We start from the raw sequence: 21,183 nt of genomic DNA on the forward strand, positions 1-21,183 counted from the left end.
TACCTAAATAACTGCATCAACAAAATCGGTTTCTTCAATCCCAGGTAAAATCATGTTCTCGCCTTTATCTGATTCAATATGTATCAACCTCTGGATTTTCAACATAGTCTCCTGCATTGTTTTCGCATTATCTGAAACCCCCAGTACACGGAGCGATATCTGCGCCAATAGCCCTCTCATAGTCTCTGTAATCTCTTCTCCCGGATAATGGGCCAAAACTGCATCTATTACCTGTGGTAAATTAAGAATCTCTTCAATCCCATAAATTTTCTCAATCCTCCCTGGGTTAGTTAAAACAGATACATTGAATGCGTATTTATCGAACTTCGGATTTATCTTGCCCGCGATAATATCCTCCCCCATATGACCAGTCAATGCAAACCTAATCATCATCTCCAAAGGATTATATCCGCATACCTCTTTTAATAGCTTATACTCCAAAGAGCCCGTCAAACGATAACCGATATCATAAACTACACACTCCCCTTTTTCCACCTTACACTGCATAAACATCATTCCGTTTTGAATTCCAACAGAGCACAGCATATCCTTAACATTCTTCTCAATCTCGGAACAATATTTCGGTGTCACAGCGGCAGGGAATGTATAGCCTACAGGAAGCGGAATCACTCCTTCCTGATTTTGTTTAACATGCCTGTTTCCAATTGCTGTCAAATAGTATTTTCCATCTACAAATAGCCAAAAAACCGTAACCTCTTTCCCCTCCACATATCTCTCTACCAAAACTTGACCTGAATGTGAATATACTTCAGCCTTTTTTAATGCGGTACTCAATGCTTCCTTAGATTGGCATATTGATATTCCTTTCGCCCCGCTGCTGTCAGTCGGCTTCACCAACACCGGAAACCTTATCTTATCAGCTAATTCTCCACTCAGAATTTGATTTACATCATATTCTTCGACTGTGGGGACATTGTATTTACGGCATAATTTTTTATATCTGTTTTTATTCGTAAAAATTTCAAACTGCTCTTTAGTTCCATAGGATGGTAATCCCGATTTCTCGCAGATTTCCGCATAATAAGGCAGCATAAAATCATTGAAACCAACTATCACCCCATTAATTTCTTGCTCTTTTATAAGATTTACTATTCCATCCACATCTGTGGTACTTATCATAAAATGTTCATCCGCAATGTTCTTACCCGGCGAATCTTCAACTTTATTATAATCAGCAACAATCGTGTATATCCCCATTGCCTTGGCTTGGCGTATAATCTCACATGAAATTCTCATTCCCCCAAGAATAAGCAGCTTCATTCCTTGAAACTCATTGTCCATCACAACGTTCCTCCCTATTTCATATTACCTGGCAGATAAGCTCAACCATATACTCCATTTCTTCTATTCCATATCGTTGGTCACATGGCAACGGTAATATATTTTTTGCCAGCTGACACTCATATGATTCTTCATCCACATCATTTATTACATTTGGCCATAATACAGGGATATATATTTTATTCTGGATTAAATGGTTCCTTACTTTTTGTGCTTCTTTCAGCATAAGAGGATAGGCAAACGCACCCTCAACTTTATGAATATCCAAGAGATTGAAGTCATGAAGGCGTGAAGCAAGATATGTATAATTTTCTGTCCTAACCATTTTCACCCGTTCATAATCAATGTTCCGAAGTAAATTCTGTGTCAATTTGGACATACACTTGATTGGCTGAGTAGTAAAGATTCGGTTATTCTCAATATATTCATTATAAAATTCAGAGGCAGAACGCTCATACCGGCCTAACAGAAAATGCATGCGTTCAAATGATTCATCGCATTCAATCGGTTCTAATAAGTCACTATCTGTATACAAAAAAGCTCCGTCAGGGACTCCAAAAAACTTGCGACATGTATATATGGAATCGACTCCCTCTATTGGCATATCAAAGTATGCATGAGCATAGTCAACAATAATATGTTTATAGCGCAACGAAAGGCTCTTGACTTGTATCGAATCAATCTGTCCATAATAATTGACGACATATAACCATTCATCATTCTTGAGAATCAGGTCTTTCGGCATTAAACTGTCATTCAAATCATAATAGCGTATATTAACATTATATTTTTTACAGATATTTTTTATTGATTCACATAGAAAGAATGGAAGTGCAATACTAGTAATACCTCTCACCTTAATCAGGTATGCCAGGCAGTTTCTTCCACAATTTAATTTTTTTGCACTTTCGTGTAACATTGTCTTATAACATTGCTCGAATTCAATGTAGCCGCCAATTTCTTTCATTTGTCCAATGCTCCGATTAAGATATTATGTGATTCATAAACTCATATTACGGCATTCTGCAGTTCAGCATCCTCACTGTCAGCACACCACTCCGGATGAACCAATCTATCTTTTTTATTCACGTTATCATATACATCTACATATTCTTGTGGTACATCTTCCATATTTATTGCTTTACCATCCGTGCTATAACCCATAAAGGTTCCCCGAATTGAAACACTTGCCCGAGCATCTGCACATTTTTTATTGAATGCAAATTGCAATAACCTGATTATCTGCCGGCAATCCGTAAGAAAGCTTATATGTTCTACATACCATATGTCATTTTCAAACTGTTCTTGCCACGTCCATACGTGGTCCGTTAATTCTCTAGGCGGACACTCCAAACCAGGCCGTACAGATAGGCGTTGCTTATGCCGTACATTATATCGTTCCGTGTATTCAGGAACTAAAGGTCTCGGACCAATGAAACTCATATCGCCCTTCAGAATATTCCAAAAATTCAACAACTCATCCAACGATGTCTTTCTGATGAGATGACCAAACCTCGTCACTCGGTACATGGGGGGTAATAACTCCCCTCGCTCGTCTACTGTATCACGCATGTTTCTAAATTTTATTATGCTGAATATCCTTCCATTCTTTCCCACTCGTTCCTGTCTAAAAAAAATTGGTAAACCAACATCTAAATATGTACCTATGCCAATCAACAAATTAATTGGCAGTGTAATAAATAATGCAATTATTGATATTACAATATCCAGTAATCTTTTCACATATCGCGTATAAATACTGTTTCGTGGCTCTACCTTTTTACATAACATATTGACTTGGTTTAATCTCTCTTTAGCTAGTCGATTTGCTATTTCCCATCGCATCTGTTTTGTTAACTTTGATTTTTCCATGCCTTTGTCCCTCTCGTATTAAACAAGGAATCGTAAACATATCACCTACACTATCTAACCTTTTATTTTCCCCTTATTTCTACCCAATTGTGGCTGTTATCCATCATTTCAAGCATCTGATTCATACTATCAAACTTCATAATCAGACATCCCAATGTATCATTTGCTCCTGAAAACGCATTAATCTTATCTCCTTTTTTCTTTTTTATATAGTTATCAACAATATTATTTTGTTTTACACTATCCCGTAAAACAATATTATCCAATATTCCTCCATAATTACTGTGGACTGCATAATATGACCAAAATCCATTTTGAATACCTAAGGTTATATGACTCAAATCATCGCCCATTGCTGCCTTAATAGCACATTCTACCAAATCCACTCCTGTAGCATATCGTATGACCTGTGGTATATAGTTCCCCCCATTTCTAGGAGCAACTTCCATAAGATATACATTGAAATCTTTGTCAATGCGTAAATCAAAATTATAAGTGCCTGTCTTCATCCCCAGTAATGTCAACAACCTTTGTATCTCTGAGTGAATCTTTTCCTGAACTCTATCTGGCATATTGTAAGGAAAGCTGGCTGCTATAGGCACAAAGGGGTTAGGTGCATCTAAATCAAAATGGTCGTTGCCAAAACACCGAAATACTAAACGCCCATTTACGGATAAACCATCTCCTGCTATCTGATAACCGTACTTTTCAACAAATTCTTCAACAATAATATACTTTCTTCTAGAATTATTCATTGCATTTTCTAATTTTTCTAAAATTGTCTTATTACTTTCCCCCTTCTTAATATGACTCACCCCTTTGCTTCCTGATGAATCAACCGGTTTTACAATAACAGACCTTCGGAAAATATTACCCATAATATCCTCAAATGCAGCTTTTATTGTCCCGTAGCATTGGGCCTTCGGTGTAAAAAAACCATGAATTGTAAGGAATTCACGAAACTTGTCCTTATTACAAAGAATTTCTACGGATTTATATGGATTTCCTGGTAAACCCAAATTTTCTGACACATATGCAGCCGTAAGCGCTGCAGGTTCTGAAGCATAGGCCACTACACCATCTATATTTTCTTTTTTAGCAATATTCAATATTATTTCTTTATCTGTTGTACTTTTCAAATAGAATTTATCAGCAAAATTTCTACCGGGATTATCTGCTAAATAATCACACAGGACTGTATAATATCCCAATCTCTTTGCTGTCTCAATAGCTACTATCTGTTGTGCCGAGCCACCCAAAAGTAAAATTTTTTTCATTATTAATACACTCCATCATCTTATAATAATGTCGCATATATAATCAACATCCTGCATGGTTAATTCTGCATACATGGGTAATGTCAACACACACTCAGAAGCATGATTAGCCACCGGTACATCCGCAATACCATAATCTTCTTTATAACATCCTGCTTTATTTACAATAGGATAGAAGTATTTTCTGGCAAATATATTTTCTTTCTCTAATTTTGTTTTAATTTCATCCCGTGTTTCTTTATACCCATCAAAAAAAACAGGAAAATACGAGTAGTTCCATTTTAGATTGGAATTTGGAACTATGAATCTCAACCCCTTAATTTCCGACAAACGTTCCATATATCTATTCCAAACCATCTTTCGTTTTGCTATTTCTCCATCAATATGTTCAAGATTACAAATACCCATTACAGCCTCAAATTCATTCATTCTTGCATTTGTTCCTACATATTCAATATCATCCTGACTGGTAAATCCAAAATTTACCAAATGTCTTAATTCCTTAAAAAGTTCCTGATTCCTATAAGCTACAATACCGCCTTCAATCGTATGAAACACTTTTGTTGCATGTGTACTAAACATAGATGCATCACCAAAATTAGCAGAGCCGACACCTTTGTATGTAACACCAAATGCATGAGCTGCATCATATATCACTTTCAGACCATATTTATGCCCAATCTTTTCAATTGCTTCTACATCACATATAAAACCATATACATGTGTGGCAACAATTGCCACCGTATTCTCTGTAACGGCAGCCTCTATAAACTCAGGATTTATCGTGCAATCGGATTCCTTAATATCCACAAATACAGGTTTCAATCCATTACGTACTATAGCATGGATTGTAGAACAGTGTGTAAATGGGGTAGTTATCACTTCTCCTTTCATATGCAAAGCATTTAAAGTTACTTCTAAAGCTAAATGACCATTAGCAAATAGATATATATTGTCTGTCTCAAGATACTTTTTCAAACTCTCTTCAAATTCAACAGAAGCGCTCCCCCTATTGGATAACCATCGACTATCCCACACCGGTTTTAACTTTTCCATATACTCATCAAATTCCGGCATTGATGAACGTGTTACGTTAATTCTTTCGTGTACCATTAATTTTTCCTCCAAATTATATTAAGTTTTTCTATGTTTACACAGAACAGCATTCTTTATCGTTATACAGCCCTGTGTAAACCCAGAATAATATCATTCACATACCATTTTTCAATACAGACCGGGGGCGCGGCCTTCGCCATCTATTACCCCCGGCCAGCATTTAGTTAATGCTGCTACTTATACACCACCGATAACGTCCCAGACCCCGGAACACTTACAGCCACCGTCTTAGTAACCGGGTCCACCTTGACAGCCGGAATCAACTGCCACTGCCCTGTCGCATTGTTATAGAACAATAACTGTACGTTACTGATATTTGCAACCAGATTTGGCACATACAGGGAAACCTCTACAGGACCTGTCTTAACAGCGCCTGTAGCAGCATCCTTTGTAATGATTGCGTGTGTTCCTGTCAAGGCATTAAAGCCCGTCAGGTCCACGCCCTGTACAACCTCATTTAACGGCTTTCCTGCATTGATATCATTAATAGCTGATACCACATCTGAAGGAAGACCTGCGGTTGCTGCCTCACTGTCTGCAAATGCAACAGCAGTATCGCCGATAACAGCCTCTCCCTTGGAATTGGTTGTTACCTGCTGTCCTGTGGTTGTTACTGTGTCTACTGTAACGCCAATTGTGCTGCCGGTTGGGCTTGCACTGGTTGTTGCACCTGTAGTCTTGACGCCAGTAGCTGACACAGTTACTGTGGTGTTGGACTTTGAGCTTGTAGTGCTCTTGTTGCTGCTGGACGAGCCGATGGAACCACTGCCATCGCTTCCGCTGGATGAACTTATGGAACCATTGCTGGACGCACTGCCTGCCGCGAACGCCCATACAGGCTGTGAAGCCAAAGCAACTGCCAGCACTAAAGCTGCTATGCATTTCTTTTTCATATCCTTCACCTCTCCTTTCTCTCCTAAGAGTAGTTATATTCAATAAACAGCATGGTTTCATGCTGGATATTGCATGGTTACACACACTGGCTGCCAGATGCCGCCCATTTTCCTTCCGAACACCGGATACTGCGGCGTTTCATCCCCGCTTACCCAATCTCCCGGTAAAATAATTCCAGCAGTATGGGTATCAGTGCTTCCCGGTCCGCATAAAATTCATCAAACCGAAGGGTTACCACACCTTCCCCGGGAACCGTGTAGAAATCCTCATCCCCCAGTTTTCCCCCCGCCACTGCGTCCATGGCAACTTTCAGATACTGGTCCTTAGTCATATTAGTGACCATGTATTCCTGAATCCTATCAAACAGCCTTACCACCAGGCCGCTGTCCTGAGCCGAATGCTTCTGGACAGCCTGGAAAAACCCTTTTATATACTGTTGCTGCTGGTCCATACGATACAATGCTGAGTGTTCCACATTCGTATCCCGGTAGCGGACAAACACTTCCGCCTGCTTCCCTTTCAGTGTTACAGTTTCCCCCTTTGCCAGAGCTGGGTCCCGTGTTTCCATTCCACCTGTCTCAATGGTTACGGTGACTCCCCCTATTTCATCATTCAGCACAGGGATGACACTGGTATCAGCTGCCATATACCATTCTATCTCTAATCCTCCCATTAATTCTGATACTGCGTCCACCATATATTGACAGCTTTTCTCTCTCCCATCACCATAAGCATAAGCCAGCGTCAGGTGCTGCACATCTTTCCCCAGCTCATTTCCGCTCAAATCAGTAAGCATAATATCAGTCATTGTATCCCGGGGTATCATCAATATCTTTATGGTATTCCTCGCCGTATCCTGGGCTATAAGAAATAACCCGTCCGCCTGTCCGCCAAATCCCGTGGTGGTCTTCTCGGTCATCTCTCCCGACCGGTCCACGCCAATACACAGGATGGCCTTCACATAGCTGTTGCGTCTGTACTGTTTTCCGTCATATTCAACCACGTCCCTGTCAAAGAGACATTCGTCCCATTGCCCGCTGACCTGCCTGTTGTCCTGACTGTTATCCTGACCATTTTCCTGACTGCTTCCCTGACCATTTCCCAGGTCTGCATAATTCCTGGCTGCAATCTCCGCTTCAAGGATTTTCCTGTTCCGGTACAGATTCATCCCCGTCCATATGAAACAAGTCAGTGAAATTGCTGCTGCCCCCACAGCAGCCCTGCACAGTGCCCGCTTATGGTTTCGAAACCAACTCATACCTCTGCCTTCTCGTACCTGTCATATTTACCGTAATGACCGTATTTGGAATATTTCCCGTATTTGCCATAGCGCCCATAGTATTTGCTGTAATATCCGTTGCGTTCCATGCTCACCTTGTTAAGCACAACCCCAAGAATTCGGCATCCGCTTTTTTCCAGCTGCCCCTTAACCCTCTGCTCCAGACGGTAGCTTATGGACCCGCTCTCAACTACCATCACCGCTCCGTCACATTGGCGGGCCACGATTGCCCCATCTATCAGGTTGGCCATAGGAGGCGTGTCAATGATGACATAGTCATACAGCTCCCGCAGCTTGCATATCATATCTCCAAATAAGCTTTCTTCCAAAAGCTCCGCCGGATTGGGCGAATAGGGTCCTGCAAATATAATGCTGAGATTTTCTATATTTGTATCATAAAGAACATGCTCCAGAGACCGCTGTCCGCTTAAGTACTGTGACAGACCGGCCACCTCCCGTTCCAGCTGATAACGGGAAACCAGAACGGATTTGCGGATGTCAGCATCTATCATCACTACTCTCTTTCCAATCTGGGACAGAGAGGATGCCAGGGCAAATGTGATATCACTTTTTCCTTCATCAGGAAGAGAGCTGGTCAGCATAATTGTCTTGATGCCGTTTCCGCAGAACTGTATATTGGTCCTCAATGTCTTGATGGCTTCATTATAGTGATAGTCATCCTTCATCTCCCTGTTTAATGCAACAAACTGTCTCATGACACATGGCCTCCCCTTTTCTTCTTTCTGGATTTCCCTACTGCCGGCTTATTCCTTGATTTAGAGGAAATCATGGCCTCCTTATCCTCAGGCTTTTCCCCCTCCCGTTCCGGTACAGATGCCAGGACAGATAACCCAAGGTACTTTGTAACATCTTCCTCAGTGCGGATTGTATCATTCATAACCACATTCACAGTGATAACGCCGCATACAAGTACGGCTCCCAGCAGACCGCCAATCAAAGCATTCTTTACGTTGCTGGGACTTGATTTGAGTATGGGAACCTCACCCTCTTCAATCAGTTTAGGCGGCACCATCTCCATAATATCCCCAATATAATCAGAGGATGTGGTTGCAATCTTGTCTGCGATTAGCTTTGCCATGGCTGGGTCCGGGTCCTCCACAGAGATGGAAAGGATTCGTGTGTCCTGAGGATTGTCAATGGTGACTTTTTCTACTAAATCTTTATATGTAAGGTCCAGTTCCATATCTTCAATGACCTGGCCCAGAACCCTTCTGCTTGTCACGATGATTTTATAATCCTTGGTCAGCTGGCTTCCTATCTGAAGGTCAGCCAGTGATGTCAGCGTGGTTTCTTTTGAGAGAATATAAACCATTGCAGTGGACTTATACTGCGGGGTAAGTACAAATGCGCTGAATGCGCCTGCCACTCCTCCAAACAATATAATGGTTCCCAATATAAACCATATCTTGCGTCGGAACTCCCCCAGCAATTCCAAGAGGTCTATCTCAATCTCGTTGTCATCATACGTCTTTTCCATGCGTCTTCCTGTTCTCCTGTCTTCTTAATCATGTTATCTTACCGTGCTATCTTTTCAGTATTCGTACTATCTTTTCAGTATTATTTTCTTCGCATTCCCCCGCAGCAGGCTGTGGAGCCTGCGCCCCTCCAGATGTCTGACCAACCATCGAAAGCTCTCCTCAATATCCGGCTTTCTATAGTCCATACGGTGCATATCAGTTCCCAGGCAAAAAATTCTGCCCTCCATAACCTGTCTCCTGCACCAGCGGACCTCTTTATCCCATATACCCTTTCCATTCAGACTGCTAAAATTCATCTGCAGCCTGCAGTCGCATTGTGCCAGTTCCGACAGGTTGGCCCCTTCTCTCAGACATTCATAACGTTCCACATGGGCTATAATTGGTATATATCTGGCCATGGTCAGTTTCCTTATTGCCTGGTACATCTTCTCATAGGGCACCAGGGGGTCAAATTCCACCAGCACATATTGGCTTTCCTCTAAAGTAAGGGCCTTCCCTGTCCTGAGATGGTCCACCAATCCTTCGTGATAATAGGTCTCCTGTCCCAGGCCCGTCATGAAATCCGGCGCGATTTTCTGTGCTTCCTCCTTCATACGTTCCGACAGTTCATACAGATTGGAAGGTAAACCGCGCCTGGAGTAGTGAGGTGTGGCTAATATGTACCGGATTCCCTGCCTGTAGGATTCTTCCAGCATCCTCCTGCTCTCATCCCAATCCCTGGACCCGTCATCAATTCCCGGAAGGATATGTGCATGCATATCAATGATTCCCGTCATATCATCACCCCATTATATTTCCGGTACAGGTTTTTCAGATAGGGCATCATGTCCTCAGCCCATATATATTCAGGCATATAGCTTCCGGAAAACAGTGTGATATACTCCGGATTTCCCTTGATGAATTCATAAAAATCACAGGCAAACTGCTCTGTATCCACCGCATAGCTGCCTCGTTTTTTTATCAGTATTTTCTCAATTCCATATTCCATCAGACTCATTCGAAGACGATAATATACAACCCTTAAATTGTTTTTCGCCGTGCTCTCTTTAATGTTTTCATACAGCAGATACGTCATCTGGGATAAGGAAACACTGCTTCCACGTTTTTCGACCATGATTGCAAGCATCTCTTTTGCTTTGCTGCTGGGAAAATAAACCATTTTACCATTTACATAAACATCAAATCCGTCAAAGGTCTTTATAAATATAGTTGCATTCTCCGTTTCTGCCATCAGCGTTATTTCTCCCGTTATTTCAAGCCGCATACCACTGTTCTTTGTAAGGATATACCACTCAATTGCTTTCAAATTCGTTACAAAACCGTTTCAATATGTAATAAAATGGGATTTTTGTCATTTTATGTATAATTTTCATATATTTTAGCAATCTATAAATTGCATAAAACTAACGCCAGTCTCATGACGTTACCAGACATGCAAGCAGAATTATATGAATCATTTAATAACAAAGGATATATAACATGAACAGGAAACCAGGAATAAAATTCAAAAAACCACATAATCCAAATTATGTGGTTTATCTTAGATGTGTTTAAACCTCAATATGCTTTTCCTTAATTTGTTCCATTCTTGACAGAATCAATCTCCATGCCATCTCCATACATCAGTCTCTCCCCATTTACACAGTCACCCCATACACTGAAATCTAAGTTTCATGTGTTGAATCATCATATCATTATTACCAATTCCTGCCAATCTGAGGGGGGACACAAACCCCGGAAGAATGCATTTATACCGTCATATCATGAAACTGGTCATATGATTTCATTTAATACAACAAAAAAGAGGCATCCATTACGGAACACCTCTTTCTGAATACTGGTCAACCACTCTTATTTAAATTTATCCCCCGATTCCCCTTCATCAAAATAATCCCTTATCAAATTCGACAGCGTAACCTCTGCCCAGCTATACTCCGGCATATACTCCCCAACAAAAAAGTTAGACGCCCCCTTGACCTGCCGGACCATATCGTAGCTGTCGCAGACCACTGCTTCCTTATTAATGGCATAGGTTCCCCTGCCCTTTACAACGATTTTCTCAATCCCATATTTCTTCAGGGTCTGCTTCAGTCTATGCCACGCTAAATGGACCGCCTGCTTGGCTGCAGTCTCATCCCGTTCTCCTTCATTTAAAATTTCAGCCAGGTGAGATAATGTTACTTCCTTACCGCTCCAGTCCACAAGTACTGCGAGAAGTTCTTTGGCTTTGCTGCTGGAAAAGTATATCAGCTCACCTTTATAATACAAATCAAACCCACCAAAGGTTTTTACATATACCTTATCCGACGTTATATCAAACATGACTCATGCTCACCTATCATCCCATATTCAAAGAGAATCACCTTCTCTTTGTCTCCTCCGCAACCATCAGGGCCTACCTATATGTTAACATAAATGTCATTGCAAGACCAGTTGTATACATACTAAAATGCAAATAATGCCCCTCCTATTTTACCTAAAATACGTAAATTTTCAACTGGTTTATTTTATTTACTTTTTTAATCCGTTCTTCCAAGGTTTGTAACCCGCCATAGTAAAAAGAAAGGCCCCGTTCAATCCCCGGAGCCTCTCTTTTCACTATGGTCTTTGGTTTCTTATCCTAAAACCCTTATATATCCAGGTGCTGACCGCAGCTTCCTCAGGGCTGCCGCCTTCACCACACCTGCGTTTTAATGCCTTCTTTGCGTTCCGGATACATCCCCCCTTATTTCCCCACTACCTTATACGTCTCCTCCACAATCCGTTCCATGGCGTTAAGGATGTTTTCATATCCCGTGCACCTGCACAGATGTCCGGATATGAGCTTGCGCAGTTCATCGCGGTTATACCGCTTTCCGGTACCTACAATCTCCACCGCTGTCATGATTAATCCCGGCGTACAGAAGCCGCACTGTACGGCTGCTTCCTCGATAAATGCCTTCTGGATGGGACTCAGTTCGCCGTTTGGCCCCTTTAACCCTTCCACGGTCATGATGCTGCGGCCTTCCGCCCACATGGTCAGGTAGATGCAGCTGTCTATGGCCTCTCCGTCCACCAGCACCGTGCAGGCGCCGCACTCTCCTACTTCACAGCCCTTTTTCACGCTGGTCAGCCCCAGACGGTTCCGCAGGGTTTCCAGTAGGGATTCTCTTGGGTCCACTGCCAACTCCACTTCTTTTCCATTAACAGTCATATGCACAATATTAAGCATCCCACTCACCTCCTGCATTGATTACGGCCTGCCTTACGGCACGTCTGCCCAGCTCTTCCACCAGCTGAAGCCGGAACTCCTTGGAAGCCCTCCAGCTGGAACGAGGATTTACTTCCTCCAGAGCACCCTTTCCCACAGCCTGGGCCAGGGCCTCCCCTGTCTCCATTCCCTTTACAGCCTCCTCTGTCTTATGACAGCGGATTGGGGTGGGCGCAGCCACGCCGTATCCCAGACGGATATCCTGGATGTGTTTCTTATCCTCTGACAGCTTCACGCTGACAGCGCATCCCAGGGTGGCAATCTCCATGGCGTTCCTCTTGCCATATTTAATGTAATGTCCGCCGTAGCCCTGGTAGTTCTCTTTCTTTATCCGGATGGCCGTCAGAACTTCGTCATGGTTCCTCACAGTCCTTCCCGGTCCTGTGTACCACTGGCTGATGGGCACCTCCCTGACGCCGTCCGGCCCCTTAAGGACCAAAACCGCGTCCAGACAGCACAGGCTGCTGGCACTGTCGGCGCTGGTCACGCCATTGCACACATTGCCGCCAATGGTCCCGATATTGCGCAGCTGGGGACCGCCTGCCATATCCACTGCATCTCCCAGCATGGGAATGTGCTTCTGTATGATGCTGTTATTGGTTATATGGGAAAATGTGGTGGCCGGGCCAATGACAATGGTTCCGTCCTCCTCCATTCTTATGCCTTCCAGTTCCTTAATTCCGTGAATGCTTACCAGGGAACAGCCTGCCAGCTTTCCTTCCCTGATTTTTATCAGCACATCGCTGCCTCCGGAGATGACCACTGCCTCAGGGTCTTCCACTAGGGCGCGCACCGCATCTTCCACATCTGCTGCCTGATAAAATTTTTCTATATCATACATGCTGTTTCACCGCCCTTTCTATATTAATCCTGCTTCTTTGAAATGCTTCACCATCTTCTGCGGGTCCATGGGCAGACTGTCCACTGCCACGCCTGTAGCGTTCAGCACAGCGTTGCGCACAGCCGGCGCAACCGGTATGGCCGGCGGCTCGCCAAGCGCCTTGTTTCCAAAGGGACCTGTGGGGTCGTCTAACTCTACAAAAAGCGCGTTTAAATCCGGCGTATCCATGGCTGTCGGAAGCTTATAGTCCAGCAGGTTATCGTTTAAGGGTCTTCCCTTTGCATCAAAGAGCAGTTCCTCGCTAAGGCCGTATCCCAGACCCATGCTCATGCCGCCGTGTACCTGGGCGGCTGCCAGCTTGGGGTTAATCAGTTTTCCGCTGTCGTGTACATTGACTATGTTGGTCACCTTCACCTTGCCCAAAGGCATATCCACTTCCACCTCCGCGAAGCAGACTCCGGTGGCAAATGTATTGATTTTGCAATGGCTGGTGGCCTCTGCCGTAATATGTACAGAGCGGTCCAGGCTGTAAAATGCCGTGGTGGCCAGCTCCTCCATGGGAAGCAGCTGCTTTCCGGTCTCCTTATCCACAATGTGGTTATCCTCCACATCCAGAGTATCCTGGGGCATCTTCAGCATATATGCAGCGTAATCCAGTATCTTTTCCTTAAATATAGCGCCTGTTTTTTTCACTGCCATGCCGCTGACATAGGTCTGTCTGGAAGCATAAGCGCCGGTGTCAAAGGGACTTACGTCCGTATCCTGGGTGGACAGAATATTTACCTTGTCCTCCGTAATGCCCGTTACCTCCGCTGCCATCTGGGTGAACACGGTATCAGCGCCCTGGCCGATTTCCGTTGCGCCCATCTGCAGCTGCATGGAGCCGTCCTGGTTCAATATCATGCGGCAGGCCGCTGTTTCCAGGGATATGGGATATACGCCTGTCTTATAACAAAAAATTGCCATTCCGATTCCCTTGCGCACAGTTCCTGTCTGGTTCTCATATTCCTTCCGTTTCTCATCCCAATGGATGAATTCCCGTCCCTTTTCCATGCATTCTGCCAGTCCGTATGTATTGCATTTCACATGGGTGTGAGGGTCTTCGTAACCCGGCCTCATACAGTTCTTCTTTCTGAATTCCAGAGGGTCCATGCCGAGGGCCAGAGCCAGGTCGTCTGCCATGCATTCTGCCGCGAACGCAGCCTGGGGGATTCCATATCCCCTCATGGCGCCTCCTGTGGCCAGGTTGGTGTACACGGTCCAGGCATCGGATTCCAGCACCCTTTCATCCTTGTAAATCTGCTTGAATTCATTGGATGAGTTGGCTACAATGGCATGGGCATGGGATGCATACCCGCCCTGGTTGGAATATGCCTCCAGTTTCCTGGCGACCAGGGTGCCGTCCTTCCTGGCAGCTGCCTTTACCTTGAATTCAATGGCGTGGCGCACTCTGGTGCAGCCCAGGGTTTCTTCCCTGGATATCTCCATCCTTACGCCCCGTCCTCCCACCTGGGTGGTAAGGAATGCATTTAAGGGCTCGTAGAGCACATCCTGCTTGTTGCCGAAGCCTCCGCCGATATAGGGCTTAATGACGCGGATACGGCCCATGGGAAGTCCCAGCGCCTGGCTGATAACACGCCGCACAATATGGGGTATCTGGGTGGAGGTTGTGACAATAATTCTTCCCTTTTCCATATAGGCAAATGAAATGGGCGTCTCTATATGGCAGTGCTGTACGCTCTGGGTCCGGTAGTCCTTCTCTATCTCCACCAGCTCCTCCGCCTTCACTGCTTCCTCATAGGTCCCCTGGCCCACCACAAAGGAGGAATGGGCAATGACATTTCCCGGCTTTTCATCGTGAAGCTGTGCAGCCCCCTCTGCCATGGCATCCTCCACAGTCAGCAGGGGGGCGTATTCCTCATACTCCACCTTCACCAGCCTGGCTGCCCTGGCTGCCGCGATTTCATCCTCTGCTATGACAGCGGCAATATCATCGCCGTAAACCCGCACCCTTGTATTGAGCAGTTTCCTGTCCGCAATATCCTGATGGGCCGTTTCCACGGACCATGGATGGCCGGGGGTGGGGAACTGGATATCCGGTACATCGAAGCAGGTGACTATCTTCACTACCCCCGGCACCTTCTGTGCTTCTTCCAAATCAAAGCTTTTTACCACGCCGTTGGCGATGGTGCTGCGTATAACCTTTGCCACCAGAAGTCCCTGGGGCTCTAAATCGGCTGTATACCTGGCACTGCCTGTGACCTTATCAAATGCGTCAACGCGGGTCATGTTTTTACCAATTCCCATGGTGTGCTCTACCTCCTTATCTTGAATGCGCAAACGCCTGTATACCAGGCGTCTGCATTATATATGTGACACGTTTTAAATTAATACATATTTAAGAACAAACAGTACTGCCAGAATGTACATCAGAAGGCTGATTTTCTTCTCCTTTGCATGGCCTGTTGCCACATTGATAACCACGTAGGAGATAACGCCCATTGCGATACCTTCGGAAATGCTGTACATGAAAGGCATGGCGATGATAGCGATGTAGCTTGGGATTGCCTCTGTAAAGTCGTTGAAGTCAATCTTCAGGATGGAGCTAATCATCAGGAAACCTACGATAATCAGAGCCGGAGCCGTTGCAAAGGACGGAATGGCTAAGAAAATCGGTGACAGGAACAGGGACAGTCCGAAGAAAATAGCTGCCACTACGGCTGTAAGGCCTGTTCTTCCGCCTTCAGCAACGCCGGAAGCGCTCTCAACGAATGTGGTGGTGGTAGAGGTACCGAATACAGCGCCCAGGGAGGTACCGACGGCATCAGACAGAAGAGCGCCTCTGATATTAGGAAGCTTTCCGTCCTTATCCAGCATATTGGCCTTGGATGCAACGCCAATCAGTGTTCCCAGGGTATCGAACATATCCACAAACAGGAATGCAAACATGATGGTTACGAAGTTTAAGGACAGGATGCCGCTGAAATCCATCTTAAAGAAGGTGGGAGCCATGCTCTGGATACCGAAACCGCTGGAGAAATCAGGCAGTACGCTGAACATTCCCAGCTCTGCATTTGGCTGGTACAGCCCGGTCACTTCGCAGATAATACCCAAAATCCATGTGATGAGAATACCCCAGAGGATGTTTCCCTTTACGTTCTTAACAACCAGGATACCGGTGATAAGGACACCAACCAGGGCCAGCAATACAGTGATTCCAACCGAGTTAAATGTTCCTGCTTCCAGAGAGCCTTTGAATGAAAATACAGATACAAGAGTGGCGCTCTCCACCACGATTTTAGCGTTCTGCAAACCGATGAATGCAATGAAAAGTCCGATACCTGCGGATACTGCATGTTTCAGATTCATGGGAATGGCGTTGAAAATGGCTTCACGCACATTGGTAAGGGACAGTGCAATGAAGATAAGACCTTCCACGAATACGGCTGCCAGAGCCATCTGCCAGGTATAACCCATCTGGAGTACTACGGTGTAAGCAAAGTAAGCATTCAGTCCCATGCCGGGCGCCAGCACAAAGGGATAATTGGCAAATGCGGCCATCAGCAGGGTGGCAACCAGGGATGCAAGGGCGGTGGCTGTAAAGACAGCACCTCTGTCCATTCCCGTGGCGCTCAGGATGTTCGGGTTCACTGCAAGGATATAGGCCATTGTCATGAATGTAGTAATACCGGCAATGATTTCTGTCTTGACATCTGTGTGATTTTCCGATAGGTGAAATACTTTTTCCAGGAATCCCTGATTTGATTTGTTCTCCATACTTCATACCTCCTTGAATTCTTACCTATAGTTTTCCGCTGTTTCTATTTAAAAGAACGGTACCCCTTTCCGTTCCTTTTGTACTTATTCAGTTTTCATTTAAAACATGTACCGTTATATGTTCCATTAAAATATTTTGTTTCCGGCCACATACTTGGCGTCAATGTGGCGCTCATCCGACAGATAGATAAACCGCTCCAGCCGTTCCTTCAGGCTCAGAGGCTGAGGATGCTTAAGGCTTTCGTCGTTCAGCACCAGTACATCCATCTCATAGCCTTCCTCAAAACTTCCGGCCTTTCCGAAGAACCCGCCTCCGCCTTTTGTTCCCAGGTAAAATGCCTCCTCCGCCGTAAGGGGCTTCAGTGTTTCATCCACCAGCCTCCAGCGCAGCTTTGACACCTGGATGGCGTCGGCCATGGCCCTGAATACGGACTCTCCCGCACCTCCGGCCACATCGGTTCCCAGTCCTGTGGGGATTCCCTGCTCCAGATATGCCCTGACAGGCGCAATGCCCGAGGACAGGTTGGTGTTGGACTGCGGACAATGGGCCACGTATACGCCGTTGTCCCTCATCCTCCGGACTTCCTGTTCCGGCGGCCATACGCAGTGAGCCATAATGGTCTTCACGCCATTGCCGAACATGCCGAAATGGTCATATGCGTCGCCGTAAAACTCAGACCACGGGCACAGTTCCTTCACCCAGTCAATCTCTCCCTTGTTTTCCGACAGATGGGACTGGACCGGAAGTTCATACTCAATCTGAATCTTCCTGAGCTCTTCCATCAATGTGTCGGAGCAGGTGGGAATGAACCTTGGCGTAAGGATGGGAACCGTGTTCCTGTACCTTCCCTTTATGTCCTCCAGCCACTGCCTGGTTTCCCTCAGGGATTCCTCTGTCTCCTCCACCAGGATATCCGGGCTGTTCCGGTCCATGTTGACCTTGCCTACCATGGTCTTAAGTCCGGTGTCCTCCATCAAATCCATGAGAAGCTCCGTGGCCTCCCTGTGCATGGTTGCAAATATACAAGCCCTTGTGGTTGCACTGTGTTTCATGTTTTCCGCAAATATGGTATATGCCTTCCTGGCGTACTCCATATCGCTGTACTTGGCCTCTTCAGGAAATGTCCGCGTGTTCAGCCATTCCAACAGTTCAAGGTCCATACCTAGTCCCCTGAATGAATACTGCGGGGCATGGAGATGAAGGTCCGTAAGACCCGGCACAATCAGCCTGTCTCCATAATCCGTCAGAGGAAATCCTGCATACATCTGCGGAAGCTCTTTGTACACGCCGGCTGACTTGCCATCCGTACATACCAGATATCCCTGCTCCACACATATCAGTGTGCGGGAATCCTGGCTGTAGCAGATATTGCCTTTTAATACAAAATTCTCTGCCATATGCTCCTCCTTTTCCGTGATACGCCGGTAACCGGCGCATCCTTGTATTCACCCGTACAGCGGCGGGCCCGGGCTTTCATATGCATTTTTGCACACAAAAAAACCACCGCTGTTCCTAAGGCTCCACATCAGCCTGTCTCCGGCGCCCCGGGCAGTACCTGATGTGAAAACTTATAGTCAACTATTACGGTAGTTGGTAGAAACGCTCAACCTATCTTGAGCATATATAAGTTTTGAATACTTATACGTCTATTCAATTGTGTCATCTTCTGACATCTTGAGTCTATCACATTAGACAACTTAATGTCAATATATCTTGTGCTTTTTGTGCATTTTCTACATTTTGTCTAAATATTTTGGCAGATATATGAAATCCCTCCCTTTTCTTTGTGCGAAACCAATATTCTTTCAAAAACATAACGGCGCGGTCTGATGCAGGATTCTAATATAGGATATTCTGTTCCGGGAAATTCAGCCCCTAAGAGGCAGCGCTGAAAAAATGCCCTGGAAACCGCTGAAAGCCGCAGCTATTCCAAGGCATTTTTTCACGCAAACAATACCGCACCATTTCCCTCTACCGGACCAAATCATCTGCCAGACCCTTAATCTTCTCCCGTTCCCCAATCACAATCACGGTGTCATCATCCTGGAACACATAGTCCGGGCTGACATCGGTGGTCAGCCATCCGCCTCTGGTAATGGCGATGATGTTAATGCCATACCGGTTCCTCAGCTGGGCGTCCCGCACAGACTGGCCTGTGAGCTTTCTGGTGGTCTTTATTTCAGATATATCCACATTCTGGTCCAGCTCAAAGAGATTGAATATGCGCTTAGAGATAAGCCTCCTTGCCAGACGAACCGCCATATCCTTTTCCGGATATACCACCTGGGCTCCGATTTTCTCCAGAATTTCGCCCTGTTCCGGACTGTTGGCCTTGGCCACCACCTGAGGCACGCCCAGATTGATTACATTGAGAGTGGTGAGGATACTCACATCCACCTTATCGCCAATGCAGACCACCACCACATCGCAGTTTTGTATTCCTGTCTCCCGAAGCGTCTCCTTCTGCAAATCCTTTACCACATACGCGTGTTCCGTATAAGTCCTGGCCTGCCGTATCTTTTCCTCGCTGCGGTCCAGCACCATAAGCTCCTTATCCGCCTCTGCCAGGGTTGACGCCAGGGCGCTTCCAAACCGTCCCAGACCTATGATTCCATAGGACATTGCCTCTGTCTGTTTTCGTGCCATACTAAAACCTCCTCTATCCATTCAAAATGTGCTTATTATTTAATTTCATAAATGTTTAAAATGCTTTGTCAGGTATGCCATCCCATACCTGTCAAAGCTCCGCTTTTATCCGATGGAAATGCTTCCCTCTGCATAGGAAACTGATTTCGTGGGCTTGAATACCCAGATTGTTACGATGGTTAATGGTCCCAGTCTGCCGATATACATCACCAGTACCTCCAGAAGCTTGCTGAGGGAGCTGAGTCCCGGCGTTATGCCGGTGGACAGGCCCACGGTGCCGAAGGCGGACGTGATTTCAAACAGGATATCCTCAAAGGGAATGGCCGGTTCCAGGATACACATGAAAAAGGTTCCAAGACACACCACCAGGGCCGACAGGGCCGTCACAATGGCGGCCTTGTAAAATGCCTCCTGGGGAATCCGGTAATGGAAGGCATGCGGCTCCTCATTGCAGGCCGCGCCTTTTATAGTGTGAAACAGGGTAAACAGTGTGCTGGTCTTGATACCGCCGCCCGTGGAACCCGGCGAAGCTCCGATGAACATGAGCAGGGCCACGGTCAGCAGACCGGCTGAGGTAAATTCTCCCAGGGGAAAGGTGGAAAAGCCGGCTGTCCTGGCAGATACACTGGTAAAGAATGCGCCCAGCCATGTGATGTCCTCTGTCAGCCAAATCAGGATTGTCCCGGATACCAGAAGAATCAGGGTGGTCACAATCACTGCCTTGGAGTGGAGACACAGCTTCTTAAAGGACCGGTTCTTCACCAGGTCCATGATTACCAGAAATCCCAGGCCTCCGAATATAATCAGTCCGGCTGTGGTCAGATTCAGCAGCACATTGTCCTGATATCCCGTCAGATTCTTCAGCCCTCCCAGGATGTCAAAGCCTGAATTGTTAAATGCAGCCACAGAGTGGAACAGACTGATTCCCAGGGCCTTAAAAGGCGGATAATCCCTGGAAAATACCAGGAAGCTGAGGACTGCCCCCACCCCCTCAAAGCAAAGAGTGGTCATCAGTACGTTTCTCACCAGGCAGACGATTCCCCTGCCCGAATCCAGGTTAAGTGCTTCCTTTACCAGAAGCCGTTCCTTTAAATTCACCCTCCTGCCAAGGGCCAGAATCACACCCACGCCCACAGAGGTCACCCCCAGCCCGCCAATCTGAATCAGCAGGGCTACCACGGTCTGGCCCAGAGCCGTGTAGGTATCGGCTGTATCCACGGCAATCAGGCCAGTGACGCACACAGCGCTGGTGGATGTAAACAGGGCATCCACATAATGAAGCTTTACTCCCGGCTTTACGCACACCGGCAGCATCAGTAAAAAAGAACCTGTAAGGATAACGGCCAGGAAACCAATGGCAATGATTCTGGCCGGAGACTGCCTTTCCAGATACTTCATGTAATCACCTCCTAGTGCCTTCAGCTTACCA

General features: G+C 45.7%; 19 protein-coding genes and 1 riboswitch. All 19 genes read right to left on the minus strand.

The genetic code is table 11. The features are described from left to right. Nucleotides 1-3 precede the first annotated feature (3 nt). The 19 genes from I2H39_RS14310 to I2H39_RS14400 all read right to left on the minus strand — a co-directional run bounded on the left by I2H39_RS14310 (nt 4) and on the right by I2H39_RS14400 (nt 21,152). On the minus strand, nt 4-1,302 hold the full coding sequence (locus I2H39_RS14310) for an ATP-grasp domain-containing protein (RefSeq protein ID WP_195626835.1): 1,299 nt from the start codon (nt 1,300-1,302) through the stop codon (nt 4-6). Between the two features lie 19 nt (nt 1,303-1,321). Continuing rightward, the gene (locus I2H39_RS14315; protein WP_195626771.1) at nt 1,322-2,269 is read right to left on the minus strand and encodes a hypothetical protein; all 948 of its coding nucleotides are present in this window, start codon (nt 2,267-2,269) and stop codon (nt 1,322-1,324) included. Nucleotides 2,270-2,310: 41 nt separating this feature from the next. Beyond that, the gene (locus I2H39_RS14320) at nt 2,311-3,174 is read right to left on the minus strand and encodes a sugar transferase (protein WP_195626772.1); all 864 of its coding nucleotides are present in this window, start codon (nt 3,172-3,174) and stop codon (nt 2,311-2,313) included. A gap of 62 nt (nt 3,175-3,236) precedes the next feature. Further along, nucleotides 3,237-4,451, minus strand: a complete 1,215-nt coding sequence (locus I2H39_RS14325; RefSeq protein ID WP_195626773.1) for an ATP-grasp domain-containing protein — start codon at nt 4,449-4,451, stop codon at nt 3,237-3,239. Nucleotides 4,452-4,466: 15 nt separating this feature from the next. After that, nucleotides 4,467-5,564 (minus strand): DegT/DnrJ/EryC1/StrS family aminotransferase, encoded by a 1,098-nt coding sequence (locus I2H39_RS14330; RefSeq protein WP_195626774.1) that lies wholly within the window; start codon nt 5,562-5,564, stop codon nt 4,467-4,469. Nucleotides 5,565-5,740: 176 nt separating this feature from the next. Then, nucleotides 5,741-6,460 carry a hypothetical protein gene (locus I2H39_RS14335; RefSeq protein ID WP_195626775.1) on the minus strand — a complete coding sequence of 240 codons (720 nt, stop codon included), beginning with the start codon at nt 6,458-6,460 and terminating at the stop codon, nt 5,741-5,743. Nucleotides 6,461-6,609: 149 nt separating this feature from the next. After that, on the minus strand, nt 6,610-7,719 hold the full coding sequence (locus I2H39_RS14340; protein WP_195626776.1) for an LCP family protein: 1,110 nt from the start codon (nt 7,717-7,719) through the stop codon (nt 6,610-6,612). Continuing rightward, complete coding sequence (locus I2H39_RS14345; RefSeq protein WP_138310469.1) at nt 7,716-8,456, minus strand: CpsD/CapB family tyrosine-protein kinase; 741 nt, start codon at nt 8,454-8,456, stop codon at nt 7,716-7,718. The genes I2H39_RS14340 and I2H39_RS14345 overlap by 4 nt, the downstream gene beginning before the upstream one ends. Then, on the minus strand, nt 8,453-9,238 hold the full coding sequence (locus I2H39_RS14350; protein WP_195626777.1) for a Wzz/FepE/Etk N-terminal domain-containing protein: 786 nt from the start codon (nt 9,236-9,238) through the stop codon (nt 8,453-8,455). The genes I2H39_RS14345 and I2H39_RS14350 overlap by 4 nt, the downstream gene beginning before the upstream one ends. Before the next feature lie 66 nt (nt 9,239-9,304). Beyond that, on the minus strand, nt 9,305-10,015 hold the full coding sequence (locus I2H39_RS14355) for a CpsB/CapC family capsule biosynthesis tyrosine phosphatase (RefSeq protein WP_195626778.1): 711 nt from the start codon (nt 10,013-10,015) through the stop codon (nt 9,305-9,307). Continuing rightward, nucleotides 10,012-10,470 (minus strand): hypothetical protein, encoded by a 459-nt coding sequence (locus tag I2H39_RS14360; protein ID WP_138310472.1) that lies wholly within the window; start codon nt 10,468-10,470, stop codon nt 10,012-10,014. The genes I2H39_RS14355 and I2H39_RS14360 overlap by 4 nt, the downstream gene beginning before the upstream one ends. Before the next feature lie 620 nt (nt 10,471-11,090). Continuing rightward, on the minus strand, nt 11,091-11,561 hold the full coding sequence (locus tag I2H39_RS14365; RefSeq protein ID WP_195626779.1) for a hypothetical protein: 471 nt from the start codon (nt 11,559-11,561) through the stop codon (nt 11,091-11,093). 403 nt (nt 11,562-11,964) lie between these two features. Beyond that, nucleotides 11,965-12,450 (minus strand): xanthine dehydrogenase subunit XdhC, encoded by a 486-nt coding sequence (gene xdhC / locus I2H39_RS14370; protein ID WP_022203183.1) that lies wholly within the window; start codon nt 12,448-12,450, stop codon nt 11,965-11,967. Beyond that, nucleotides 12,443-13,330: a xanthine dehydrogenase subunit XdhB gene (gene xdhB / locus I2H39_RS14375; protein WP_138310474.1), complete on the minus strand. Its 888-nt coding sequence runs from the start codon at nt 13,328-13,330 to the stop codon at nt 12,443-12,445. The genes xdhC and xdhB overlap by 8 nt, the downstream gene beginning before the upstream one ends. A gap of 18 nt (nt 13,331-13,348) precedes the next feature. Further along, nucleotides 13,349-15,637, minus strand: coding sequence for a xanthine dehydrogenase subunit XdhA (xdhA, locus tag I2H39_RS14380; protein WP_195626780.1), 2,289 nt, complete (start codon nt 15,635-15,637; stop codon nt 13,349-13,351). Nucleotides 15,638-15,712: 75 nt separating this feature from the next. Next, nucleotides 15,713-17,107 carry an NCS2 family permease gene (locus I2H39_RS14385; protein ID WP_138310476.1) on the minus strand — a complete coding sequence of 465 codons (1,395 nt, stop codon included), beginning with the start codon at nt 17,105-17,107 and terminating at the stop codon, nt 15,713-15,715. A 126-nt stretch (nt 17,108-17,233) separates the two neighbouring features. Then, nucleotides 17,234-18,505: an amidohydrolase family protein gene (locus I2H39_RS14390; RefSeq protein ID WP_195626781.1), complete on the minus strand. Its 1,272-nt coding sequence runs from the start codon at nt 18,503-18,505 to the stop codon at nt 17,234-17,236. 154 nt (nt 18,506-18,659) lie between these two features. Next, a riboswitch (purine riboswitch) is annotated at nt 18,660-18,755 on the minus strand. Between the two features lie 324 nt (nt 18,756-19,079). Further along, nucleotides 19,080-19,754: a TrkA family potassium uptake protein gene (locus I2H39_RS14395; RefSeq protein ID WP_138310478.1), complete on the minus strand. Its 675-nt coding sequence runs from the start codon at nt 19,752-19,754 to the stop codon at nt 19,080-19,082. Between the two features lie 105 nt (nt 19,755-19,859). Further along, nucleotides 19,860-21,152 (minus strand): potassium transporter TrkG, encoded by a 1,293-nt coding sequence (locus I2H39_RS14400; RefSeq protein WP_138310479.1) that lies wholly within the window; start codon nt 21,150-21,152, stop codon nt 19,860-19,862. Nucleotides 21,153-21,183: the final 31 nt, after the last annotated feature.

This window comes from Clostridium sp. 1001283B150225_161107_B6, from assembly GCF_015556325.1.
Classification (GTDB): domain Bacteria; phylum Bacillota; class Clostridia; order Lachnospirales; family Lachnospiraceae; genus Enterocloster.

Coding starts and splice junctions, on each gene's coding strand:
- I2H39_RS14310 (WP_195626835.1), bottom strand. CDS start 1,302: ATGGACAATGAGTTTCAAGGAATGAAGCTGCTTATTCTTGGGGGAATG.
- I2H39_RS14315 (WP_195626771.1), bottom strand. CDS start 2,269: ATGAAAGAAATTGGCGGCTACATTGAATTCGAGCAATGTTATAAGACA.
- I2H39_RS14320 (WP_195626772.1), bottom strand. CDS start 3,174: ATGGAAAAATCAAAGTTAACAAAACAGATGCGATGGGAAATAGCAAAT.
- I2H39_RS14325 (WP_195626773.1), bottom strand. CDS start 4,451: ATGAAAAAAATTTTACTTTTGGGTGGCTCGGCACAACAGATAGTAGCT.
- I2H39_RS14330 (WP_195626774.1), bottom strand. CDS start 5,564: ATGGTACACGAAAGAATTAACGTAACACGTTCATCAATGCCGGAATTT.
- I2H39_RS14335 (WP_195626775.1), bottom strand. CDS start 6,460: ATGAAAAAGAAATGCATAGCAGCTTTAGTGCTGGCAGTTGCTTTGGCT.
- I2H39_RS14340 (WP_195626776.1), bottom strand. CDS start 7,719: ATGAGTTGGTTTCGAAACCATAAGCGGGCACTGTGCAGGGCTGCTGTG.
- I2H39_RS14345 (WP_138310469.1), bottom strand. CDS start 8,456: ATGAGACAGTTTGTTGCATTAAACAGGGAGATGAAGGATGACTATCAC.
- I2H39_RS14350 (WP_195626777.1), bottom strand. CDS start 9,238: ATGGAAAAGACGTATGATGACAACGAGATTGAGATAGACCTCTTGGAA.
- I2H39_RS14355 (WP_195626778.1), bottom strand. CDS start 10,015: ATGACGGGAATCATTGATATGCATGCACATATCCTTCCGGGAATTGAT.
- I2H39_RS14360 (WP_138310472.1), bottom strand. CDS start 10,470: ATGGCAGAAACGGAGAATGCAACTATATTTATAAAGACCTTTGACGGA.
- I2H39_RS14365 (WP_195626779.1), bottom strand. CDS start 11,561: ATGTTTGATATAACGTCGGATAAGGTATATGTAAAAACCTTTGGTGGG.
- xdhC (WP_022203183.1), bottom strand. CDS start 12,450: ATGCTTAATATTGTGCATATGACTGTTAATGGAAAAGAAGTGGAGTTG.
- xdhB (WP_138310474.1), bottom strand. CDS start 13,330: ATGTATGATATAGAAAAATTTTATCAGGCAGCAGATGTGGAAGATGCG.
- xdhA (WP_195626780.1), bottom strand. CDS start 15,637: ATGGGAATTGGTAAAAACATGACCCGCGTTGACGCATTTGATAAGGTC.
- I2H39_RS14385 (WP_138310476.1), bottom strand. CDS start 17,107: ATGGAGAACAAATCAAATCAGGGATTCCTGGAAAAAGTATTTCACCTA.
- I2H39_RS14390 (WP_195626781.1), bottom strand. CDS start 18,505: ATGGCAGAGAATTTTGTATTAAAAGGCAATATCTGCTACAGCCAGGAT.
- I2H39_RS14395 (WP_138310478.1), bottom strand. CDS start 19,754: ATGGCACGAAAACAGACAGAGGCAATGTCCTATGGAATCATAGGTCTG.
- I2H39_RS14400 (WP_138310479.1), bottom strand. CDS start 21,152: ATGAAGTATCTGGAAAGGCAGTCTCCGGCCAGAATCATTGCCATTGGT.